The organism is Streptomyces tricolor, from assembly GCF_002155905.1.
Taxonomy (GTDB): domain Bacteria; phylum Actinomycetota; class Actinomycetes; order Streptomycetales; family Streptomycetaceae; genus Streptomyces; species Streptomyces tricolor.
This window is the reverse complement of record NZ_MUMF01000886.1, coordinates 1-661: the sequence shown is the minus strand read 5'-3', so window position 1 is coordinate 661 and position 661 is coordinate 1. Positions and strand designations below refer to the sequence as shown.

Genomic DNA, 661 nt, shown 5'->3' with positions numbered 1-661 from the left:
GGCACCGGGGCCGGCCGGGCGGTGCTGTGGGCCGCCGTCGGCGCGGTCGTGGCCTCCGCCGCCTGGGCGGCCGGTGTCTTCGTCGTCGGCGGCAACGGCGACAGCGCGGACCTGCGCGGCTACTCGGCGCCCGGCAACATGTGCTCCAGCGCCGACTACACCTCCTTCAAGGACGAGTACACCGAGAACGACTCCTCGCCGACCCGCACCTCCCTCAAGGACCCGGCACTGGAGGAGAGTTACTGCAGCCTGAGCCTGAAGAAGCCCGGCTCGACGTACGCGGACGCCTACCTGACCCTCCAGCTGGACCTGCACAAGAAGACCGACCCCGGGCCCGAGTTCACCGCCACCTGGAAGAACTACGGGGACAGCCACAAGGGGTACGACGTCGACCGGGTCGAGGGCATCGGTGACGAGGCCTACCTGGTCAGCCACGACACCACGAACGGCTCGTCCAGCGGCTCCCGTTACGCCACGCTCGCCGTCCGCGACGGCTGGGTGACGTACATGATGAGCTACAGCGTCTACCTCAGCTCCTACGACAAGGACAAGGACCCGCCCACGCTCGCCGACGTCACCGACTGGCTGAAGACGGACACCAAGGCCACACTGCGGCAGCTCCGGGACTGACCCGCGCGGCACCGCGCCGGTCCGGGTGCCG

The 661-nt window shown here is 69.6% G+C and carries 1 protein-coding gene; it reads left to right on the top strand.

What is annotated here, in order from left to right; translation table 11 throughout:
- On the top strand, nt 1–630 hold a 630-nt coding region (locus CCN44_RS41115; protein WP_244204059.1), incomplete at its 5' end, for a hypothetical protein.
- Nucleotides 631–661: the final 31 nt, after the last annotated feature.